This is a genomic window from Tropicimonas sp. TH_r6, assembly GCF_033101155.1.
Lineage (GTDB): Bacteria > Pseudomonadota > Alphaproteobacteria > Rhodobacterales > Rhodobacteraceae > Tropicimonas.
On record NZ_JAWMPX010000108.1, the window covers coordinates 1 to 299 of the forward strand.

The 299-nt window shown below is 57.5% G+C and carries 1 protein-coding gene; it reads left to right on the top strand.

Annotated elements, in window-relative coordinates:
• On the top strand, positions 1-277 hold a 277-nt coding region (locus tag R3X27_RS25600), incomplete at its 5' end, for a transposase (protein ID WP_317711738.1).
• Between the last annotated feature and the right edge of the window lie 22 nt (positions 278-299).

Genomic DNA, 299 nt, shown 5'->3' on the forward strand with positions numbered 1-299 from the left:
GCAAAAAGTCCGGGACTGGATCTCCGCTGTCGGGGCCAAGACGGCGTACATCACACCAGGATCACCTTGGGAGAATGGCTACTGCGAAAGCTTCAATGCAAGGTTCCGCGACGAGCTGCTCAACGGCGAAATCTTCTACTCTCTGAAGGAAGCGCAGATCCTGATCGAAGAATGGAGGAAGCACTACAACACCGTCCGGCCTCACAGCGCCCTGGGATACCGACCACCGGCGCCCGAAAGCGTCATCCCGATAGACCAGAGGCCGGTCATGCACTAACTTTCAAACCGGGCCACCCAAT